Raw genomic sequence first — 8,409 nt, forward strand, 5'->3', positions numbered from 1 at the left:
GGCCCACATCCAGCACGTCCTGACCGCCATCGCAGTCAACATCGAGCGCCTCAGTGGACTGATGCCGACCGAGGAAACACCCACGCCCCGCCGGCCGACTGCCTTCCAGACCTACCTCGACCAGCGCGAGATACCCCGGCCACTCCAAGATCCCCGACAGAGTCAAGTTTAGCGGCCCACCGCGAGGTGTTCACGGCTGCCCTGTTGAAATGAGGGACTCAGACCATAAAGCATAAGCTCACGCTGAGACTTATGTGTCCTTGACGCCGCAGATGATTGCGTAGGTGATGAAGACATCCGGAGGCATCAAGCTCGTGTCCTGGACGATTCTTTTGGTCACCTTGAACCCGGAGTCCTCTACCCACGTGGCATAGGTCGCAAGATCCTGCGGCCCGCCCTGCCCCATGGTGCACCCGAGAAAATAAGAGGGAAAGAAGTCCACCGAATTCGATCCCCGGACGTCGTCAGGGTAGATGGGTGCCAAGATGTAGAGTTCTCCGCCAGGGTTGAGCGCCCCGTGAATGTTCTCCAGGATGTGACGGGCATCCTTCTCGTTGAACATTTCCAGAAAGTGCTTCACAAAGGCGATGTCGTATCCGCCGGGAGGTTCCCGAAAAACATCCCCTCCCACATATGAGCATACGCTCTGCATATCGTTGTCGTAGAAGTTCGCCAGTGCCTCCGTTTCCTTTTCAGGAAGATCAAAGCATGTTACATGAACATTCATCGACTGGGCTTGCTGCTGAGCGAGAATGGCTCCGAGCCCCGTGTTCCCCGCCACGTCCAGAACCCTGGAATCCTGCTTGAAATCCACGTGCTCGAGGAACCATGGGTCGATCATGCTGGTCAGAAGGTCCATCACCGCACTCCACGGGGCTCGGAGCTCGGGGTGCTTGACGCTTGCTTCGTAGAAGTTTCCGTCGAACCCGTAAATTTCCCGTAGACCTACCACTCGTTGCTCCCTGACACTCTGGGAGAGGTAGTAGAGCTGACGCAGACAGACCGTCTTGATCATCTGCATCCCGTAAGTGATTCTGTCGAGATCGAAATCCGTCAGGTGCCCCAGTCCGTCGATGGCGTACCTTGTCGACTTCCTGTCGTACGAGAGGAAATTCTCCTTGACCATCAGGCGCAGCAACTGCTCCACCGCGTCGGGGGGAGTTTCGGTTTCCGCCGCGATTTCTTGTGAGGTGACCCCGCCTCCCGGAGCCTTCCTGACGGTTTCGATGATTCCCAGTTCAAAGCAGCTGAGGAGGTTCATAAATCTCATCGGGCCCATGGCGTAGTCGACGAGGCGAGAGAGAACGGAATTCTGATTGCTCACCGCTGAGTCCATCCGCTAAGTCATTTCCGTGAAGGTGGCCGGGCGCGGTCGTGCCGAGGAGAGTGAGAGCAGCGGCTCGCAGCACGGGGGCGCGTCCGAGGAGGCAGTTACTCACTGCGATAACAACGATGGGTCTCGTTGCTGGGGCTGTGGGGTTGCGTGGCGAGGCGGAGTGTGGCGTTCTCTGTCTGGAGCCGAACGGTGAGCACTGCCGTGTTGGTGGTGCGTTGCCTACCAGTGGAGCAGAACCTGCTCGATAGAGAATCCGGGACCCATGGCCGTGACGAGGCCGGGAGTACCCGGGGGTGGGGGTGACTTGAGGGCTCTGTGCAGGACGTCCAGGACAGAGACAGAGGAGAGATTGCCGCGGGCTGCGAGGGACTGGCGAGTGAGGTTCAGTGCTTGCGGGGGTAGACCCAGGGCTTGTTCAACTGCGGTGAGGACCTTTGGCCCGCCGCCGTGCACGATCCAGCTGCCGATCTGGCTGGGCGTCAGGCCGTGGCGGTTGAGGAAGTCGTGGGCGGCCTTGGGGACGTATTCCTCGGTGAGGGTGGGGACTTCGGGGGCGAGAAGGATCTTGAAGCCGTGCGAGCCGATATCCCATCCGAGGATGTCTTCGGTGTCCGGGATGAGCCAGCTGTGGGTGTCGGTGAGCTCAGGGCCTGGTGCACCGGGCCGGTGTGTGCCGAATGCTACGACTGCGGCTGCACCGTCGCCGAAGAGGCCGCCGGCGACGACGTTGGCCATGGAGGTGTCCTTTTGGCGGTATGCCAGCGAGCACAACTCGACCGCGAGGAGGACGGCTGCGTGGCCGGGATGGGCGCGCAGGTAGTCGTGAAGGCGTGCGAGGCCCACGGCTCCTCCGGCGCAGCCGTTGCCGAACAGCGGGATGCGTTTGACGTCCTGGCGTAGTCCCATTCGGTGGGCGAGCCGGGTCTCCAGGGACGGTACGGCCAGGCCTGTGACGGTGGTGCTGAACAGGGCGTCGACCTGTTGCGGGTCCACGCCTGCCGTGTGTAGGGCTCCGGTGATTGACTGCTGGCCCAGGTCGAGGGCGGTGTCGAGCCAGATGCGGTTTCTTTGGGTGAAGTCGTCCTCTGCGATGAGGTCAAGGAGTTCGTCCAGTGGCAAGGACATGTGGCGGGCACCGACGCCGGCATTGGACTGGACTTTGCGGGCCAGGTGAGTGCGTGCTGCGGACTGCGTCGGCATCCGGGCGGTCAGGGCGGCGGTGAGCTCTGACTGTGCATAGCGATAGGGAGGGAAGGCCGTGTGGAGCGCGGCCAGCCGGGGTCCAGGCGTCCGCGGGTCTGTGATTCGTGCTTGTGTCGTCAGTGTCATGCGCTCAGCCGTTGTCTTTCCCTGCGGTCGCGGTCACCGGCAGTGAGGATCTGACGTTGATGGGTGTCCACCAGTTGGCGGGGCCCAGGGCCGCCATCACGGCGGGTACGAGTACGCCGCGTACGAGCACCGCGTCTACGAGGGCGCCGAGGGCGATGCCGGCCCCAATGAACTTGAGCAGGGTGAGGTCGGATGTTGCCATCGCTGCTGTGGAGACCACCAGCGCGGTCGCGGCGCAGGTCACCAGTCGGCCGGTGCGGGCCACGCCGTCGATGATCGCTGTTCGGTTGTCGCCGCTGCGCTGGTATTCCTCTCGGATGCGGCCCAGGAGGAACACCTCGTAGTCCACCGAGAGGGCGAGGGTGACCAGGAGGATGAACAGCAGGGCGGGCGTGTCCAGCGAGCCGGTGACGGTGAAGTCACCCACCAGGGCGCGACCGTGACCGTCTTGGAAGAGGACGACGAGTGCTCCCAGACTCGCTCCTAGACTGATGACGGCCACGGCCAGAGCCTTCAGGGGGGCGACCACGGTGCGGGTGAAGAGGCCGAGGAGGAACATCAGTCCGGCGGCGAGCAGCGTCAAGCACCGGGGCAGGGCGTCGCGGACCGCTTGTGCGGTGTCGGCCACTTCTGCGGCCCGGCCTCCCACCAGTACGTTGCCGGGTGCAGAGGTGTCTCTGATCGCGTTCACCAGGTCAGTGGCACGCTGTGTGTCGGGAGCTGCCGATGTGGCCACCAGCAGGACGGCCGCAGCCTGGTGCTGCCGGCCCGCGGCTTTGCCGGCGGGGATGGTGCGTACGATCTGCACGGCGGTGACGTGCGCAAGGTCGATGAGCTGGGCGCGGTAGGACATCGCCTCATTCGCCGCGTGGGGTCCGGTGACGCTGACGGTCAGGATTTGTTCGGGGGGTGCAGCAAATTCCGCGCGCAGGTGCTGTGCGGCTTGTGCCGCCGCTGCGGTGGGGGGCAGGGCCCGGTCGTCGGCCAGGCCGAGCCGCACGTGGAAGAAGGGCACGGCCAGCAGGGCGAGCAGCAGGACCGTCAGTCCTCCTGCCAGGGCTGGGCGCGCGGTGACCTTGGTGGCCGTGCGCCGCCAGAAGGGGCTGTCGTCGCCGGCGCGGGCGCGTCGCCAGGGTGCCATGGGGTCCCAGGCCAGGAGGCGGGGACCTAGTAGCCGCAGGACGGCGGGCAGTACGAGCAGGGCGATGAGCGCCGCCATAACCGCCACGGTCATGCCTGCCAGTGCCAGGCCGTGGAGCATCGGAATCGGTACCGTCCAGGCGGTGGCCAGGCAGACGGTGATCGCGGCGGCCGAGAAGGCCACGCAGCGGCCGCTGGATCGTAGGGCGGCAGCTAGAGCCCGCTCCCGGTCCATCTGGCGCACGGTTTCTTCTTGGACGCGCGACAGCAGAAAGAGGCTGTAGTCGACAGCGAGTCCCAGGCCGAGCGCCGCGGCGGCGTTCACGGCGAGCTGGGAGACTTCGGTGAACTGAGCCACCAGTGCCAGAACCGGCAGCGAGCAGCTGACTGTCGCAAGGGCTACGACCACGGGCAGCAGGGCGCAGACCAGGGAGCCGTAGGCGAAGACCAGGAGGAGGACGAGGATCGGTGCGGCCAGCAATTCGGCTGTGCGCAGGTCCTGTGCAATGGCGTCGTTCATGGCGCGTTGGGTCAGCATCGCGCCGCTGGCTTGAAGTCGCAGTCCCGGGACGGCCGACCGGGCTGCGGCGACGACTTCGGGTGCGGCCTGCTCCTGCTGCTTCTGCGTGCCGTTCAGCTGGGTGGCGACCAGCAGGCTGTGCCCATCTTTGGCCCGCAGCCATGGATCACCAGTTGTCGTCGCCGACCAGACCGCTTTCACTTCGGGTCGCCGGGACAGGGCCGCCGCCACGGCGTAGCTTCCGTCGGCCACCCGTGCTGCAGAGGCCTTGGGCATGGATGCGGAGTCTGCGTCGTCTGCAGGGGATGACACAGAGAACACCAGATCGGGCGCGGGCACGCCCAGTTGCTGCGCCTGCCGGTGCGCCTTTAACGCCTCGGCATTGTGGGCGACCGTCCCTCCTGGGCTCAGCTGCGACACCGCCCACGGTGCCAGCGCGCCGGCGAAAAGCACCGTCAGCGTCGCGCATGCCACGATCAGCCAGGCGCGCCGGCGCGTTTTTGCCCGTACTGGTACCTCATCTCGTGCCCTCTGGTTGTCTCGCATCAGGCGGCCTCGAACAGCAGCACGGCGTTCTGCCCGCCGAACCCGAACGAGCAGCTGATTCCCGTGCCCATGGTCAGAGGGCGCGGGCTGGCGGCCACGATGTCGAGTTTGTGATCGCCGTCCTGGAACGCGAAGTTCGCCACCGGCGGGATGCTGGCGTGCCGCAGGGCGAGCACGGTGTAGGCCGCCTCGATCGCACCGGCTGCCCCGAGCGAGTGGCCGATCACGCCCTTGGGCGCTGTGACCGGTGGCGGCTGATCGCCGAAGATCCGGGTGAGGGCGGCCGCCTCCACAGTGTCGTTGGTCGGGGTGGAGGTTCCGTGGGCGTTGATGTGGCCGATGTCCTGCGGTCGGCACCCCGCGTCCTGCAGCGCCGTGGTCACAGCCTGGATGACGCCGCGGCCCTCGGGGTGCGGAGCGATGGGGTGGTGGGCGTCAGCGCTGGATCCGAAGCCGCGCAGCAGGGCCTGGACGGACGCGCCGCGGGAGCGCGCGGCGGTCAGGGGCTCGAGGACCAGGACGGCGGCTCCCTCGCCCAGGACGAATCCGTCGCGTGCGGAGTCGAAGGGTCGGCTGGCGAGGTGGGGCTGGTCGCGGCGTCGGGACAGGGCCCGCATCCGTGCGAAGCACGCGGCCGTCATCCGGGATCGGGCGGACTCGGTGCCTCCCGCCAGCACGATGTCGCACGTTCCCGAACGCAGCAGGTCGCGTGCCACGCCGATCGCGGTGGCGCCCGAGGCGCAGGCGGTGGACACCGAGAAGTTCGGTCCGCGGGCTCCCAGATCGATGGCGACTTCGCCGGCTGCCATGTTGGGGTTGCTGCGCGGCACGCTGAGCGGGGAGACCCGGTCGGGGTGGCCCGTGGAGAGGTGCTGGAAGGCCTTCTCGTACGCGGTCAGGCTGGTTCCCCCTACCCCCAGGACGACGCCGACGCGCTCAGCCCGCCAGGTGTGCGGGTCGAGAGCCGCGTCACGGACCGCCCGACGGGCGGCGACCAGGGCGAACTGGATGAAGTCGTCCAGGCGGCGTGTGAGCCGGCCGAGTTCTGCTTCGGCGTCAAGACCGGTGACCTGACAGGAGAAGTCGACCGGCAATCCGTGAAGAACGGGATCGGCAGCCGCCAGGGAGCGGCCCGCGCAGAGAGTGGCCCAGTTGTCCTCCGGGGTGAACCCCGCTGGAGTGACCAGCCCAAGGCCGGTGACCGCGATGTCAGTGGGCATCGTCGAAACCTCGTGCCGCTTCGCCGAGCGTCGCGGACGGTGAGAGGTCCAGGGTCTCCTCGGAGAGGATGATCCCGAACTCTTCCTCCGCCGCCACGACGAGTTCCATCAAGGACAGGGAGTCCATCCCGAGGTCCTCGAAGGTGGTGGCGGGCTTGAGCTCCTGCGGGAGGACGGGCACGTTCAGGTGTTTGGTCAGCAAAGTGACAAGGAGGTCAGGCAGCGCGTGCCGCTGTGGCGGCAGGTCAGCCGCCGATTCGGCTGCATACGTCATTCTGTGTCTTCCTGTCTGATGGGGCGTCAGGCGACTGGGCCGTTCGCGTTATCGATGCGTCCCGTCGGCGTTCATCCGGGCGTAGACGTCGCGGGCGCGGGCCGCCCGTGTCTGCAGAGCCTCGACATGCAGGCCGATCCGGGATTGTGCCTGCTGTCCCGCCGGGCCAAGCGCCGGCATCTCCATCACGCCGAGCGCTCGCAGCAGGGGCAGGACGACGTGCTCGTAATGGATGTCCAGGTTGAAGATGCCCGCCGCTGCGACGCGCGCGGCCCGTGCCCGGAAGCCGGCGATCGCCGTGCCGGGCATCTCGAAGCCGCACAGAACGTCCGCCAGGGCGGCCATCGCCTCGTCGGGGAATGCTTGCAGGGCGTCGTGGTACAGCCCTCGATAGAACAGCATGTGCAGGTTCTCGTCGGCCGCGATCCGGGCCATCAGCGCCTCGCCCACCCGGTCGCCGCACAGGGCGCCGGTGTTGCGGTGCGCCTGCCTGGTCGCCAGCTCCTGAACGGTCACATACGCCAGGCAGTGCAGCGGAGAGAGCCAGTTGGCGGACCACCCGGTCTCCATGTGGCTCATCCGCAGGCGTTCCAGAGCGACGGGATCCACCGCCCGGCGGGCATGGATGAAAGCCCGCAGCGCCCCCGCGTGCCGGTCCTCCTCAGCTGTCCACCGGTGCACCCACGCGCCCCAGGCACCGTCGCGCCGCAAACGGGTGGCGATCTCGAAGTGATAGCTGGGGAGGTTGTCCTCCGTCAACAGATTGATCACCAAGGCGTCCTGTACGGCCCGGGGCAGAGCTGACTGGTGCAGCTCCCACGCCGCGCCGCCGAGCGGCCCGTCGAAGTCCTGTGCCGCGCTCCAGGGGACGAACTGATGCGGCAGCCAGTCTTGTGCGAAAGCCAGGTGCCGCCCCAGCAACCGCTCGACCGACGGCTCCAACTCCCGCAGCACATGCTCCCCCTCGGCGCACGCCACGGCCCACCCCCCAAGTGTCTCGGCAGCCGGATGTATCACCGTTTGAACGCCGCGAGGAGCACGTGAGAAACGGCTTGCCACTCGTTCGAGCGAGGCAGCCTCCACTAGAGGACACCGCCCGGGGCCGACGGTGATAGTGGATTCTCACGCCGTCGGCCGCCCCCTTCATTCCGCCGGGAGCCACATAAACCGGCCGTGAGGGAAGGAAAGGTGTGAACCCCTCGACATTCTTCGAGCTGCCCGCAGCACTGCTGGTTCTGCTGTTCACCGTTGCCGTCGAGCGTCTGACCGAGTTGTGGCTGTCTTGGAAGCACGCGCGCTGGGCGAAGTCGGCGGGCGGGCTGGAGTTCGGACGAGGACAATTTCCCTTCATGGTCGCCGCGCACATCGGGCTCTTCGCGGGCATCCTGACCGAAGCGGCGGCCGGGCACCGGCATTTCCTGCCATACGTGGGCGGTCCCGCCCTGTGTGTGCAGGTACTGGTGCACGCCGGCCGCTGGTGGTGCGTGCGCTCCCTCGGGCCTCATTGGAACACCCGCGTGATCGTCATCCCCGGCATGCCCTTGATCCGCCGCGGGCCATACCGCTGGCTCCGTCACCCCAACTACCTTCTCGTCGCCGTCGAAGGCATCACCCTTCCCCTGATCTTCAATGCCTGGATGACGGCAGTGTTCTTCACCGCCGCCAACGCGGCTGTTCTCACCGTGCGGCTCCGGACCGAAAACGCCGCTCTACGCCTCGCGGCATGACGTCCCGCCAGACCGGTGAGGGCCGCCTGTTCTGGAACCCCACACCGAAGTACGCAGAGTGCGCCCCGCCCCTGCCGCGTTCCAGCACGGTCTGACACCTGGCCCGCCAGTCAGCTTGCCTCTGTCGGGGATCTTGGAGTGGACGGGGTCAGGTGCCGAGGGTTCGCCAGGACTTCGGCCGGGGTATCTCGCGCTGGTCGAGGTAGGTCTGGAAGGCAGTCGGCCGGCGGGGCGTGGGTGTTTCCTCGGTCGGCATCAGTCCACTGAGGCGCTCGATGTTGACTGCGATGGCGGTCAGGACGTGCTGGATGTGGGCC

The 8,409-nt window shown here is 66.6% G+C and carries 7 protein-coding genes; 1 reads left to right on the plus strand and 6 read right to left on the minus strand.

Annotation, left to right across the window (positions count from 1 at the left end; all coding sequences use genetic code 11):
• Positions 1-250 precede the first annotated feature (250 nt).
• The 6 genes from PUR53_RS00160 to PUR53_RS00185 form a co-directional block, all read right to left on the minus strand.
• Complete coding sequence (locus PUR53_RS00160; protein ID WP_329906954.1) at positions 251-1,324, minus strand: methyltransferase; 1,074 nt, start codon at positions 1,322-1,324, stop codon at positions 251-253.
• A gap of 231 nt (positions 1,325-1,555) precedes the next feature.
• A complete protein-coding gene (locus PUR53_RS00165; protein WP_329896202.1) occupies positions 1,556-2,665 on the minus strand; it encodes a type III polyketide synthase in 1,110 nt (369 codons plus the stop codon).
• A 4-nt stretch (positions 2,666-2,669) separates the two neighbouring features.
• Positions 2,670-4,601 (minus strand): MMPL family transporter, encoded by a 1,932-nt coding sequence (locus tag PUR53_RS00170; RefSeq protein ID WP_329906956.1) that lies wholly within the window; start codon positions 4,599-4,601, stop codon positions 2,670-2,672.
• Positions 4,602-4,870: 269 nt separating this feature from the next.
• The gene (locus PUR53_RS00175) at positions 4,871-6,091 is read right to left on the minus strand and encodes a beta-ketoacyl-[acyl-carrier-protein] synthase family protein (RefSeq protein WP_329896204.1); all 1,221 of its coding nucleotides are present in this window, start codon (positions 6,089-6,091) and stop codon (positions 4,871-4,873) included.
• Complete coding sequence (locus PUR53_RS00180) at positions 6,081-6,365, minus strand: phosphopantetheine-binding protein (RefSeq protein WP_329896205.1); 285 nt, start codon at positions 6,363-6,365, stop codon at positions 6,081-6,083. Before PUR53_RS00180 ends, PUR53_RS00175 begins: the two co-directional genes overlap by 11 nt.
• 48 nt (positions 6,366-6,413) lie before the next feature.
• Entirely contained in the window at positions 6,414-7,343 is a 930-nt protein-coding gene (locus PUR53_RS00185) for an acyl-ACP desaturase (protein ID WP_329896206.1), read from the minus strand.
• Between the two features lie 212 nt (positions 7,344-7,555).
• Between PUR53_RS00185 and PUR53_RS00190 the strand changes: the two genes are divergently transcribed.
• Positions 7,556-8,092, plus strand: coding sequence for an isoprenylcysteine carboxyl methyltransferase family protein (locus PUR53_RS00190; RefSeq protein WP_329896207.1), 537 nt, complete (start codon positions 7,556-7,558; stop codon positions 8,090-8,092).
• Positions 8,093-8,409 lie beyond the last annotated feature (317 nt).

The sequence above is a fragment of the Streptomyces sp. SP18BB07 genome, from assembly GCF_036322545.1.
GTDB classification, from domain to species: domain Bacteria; phylum Actinomycetota; class Actinomycetes; order Streptomycetales; family Streptomycetaceae; genus Streptomyces; species Streptomyces deccanensis.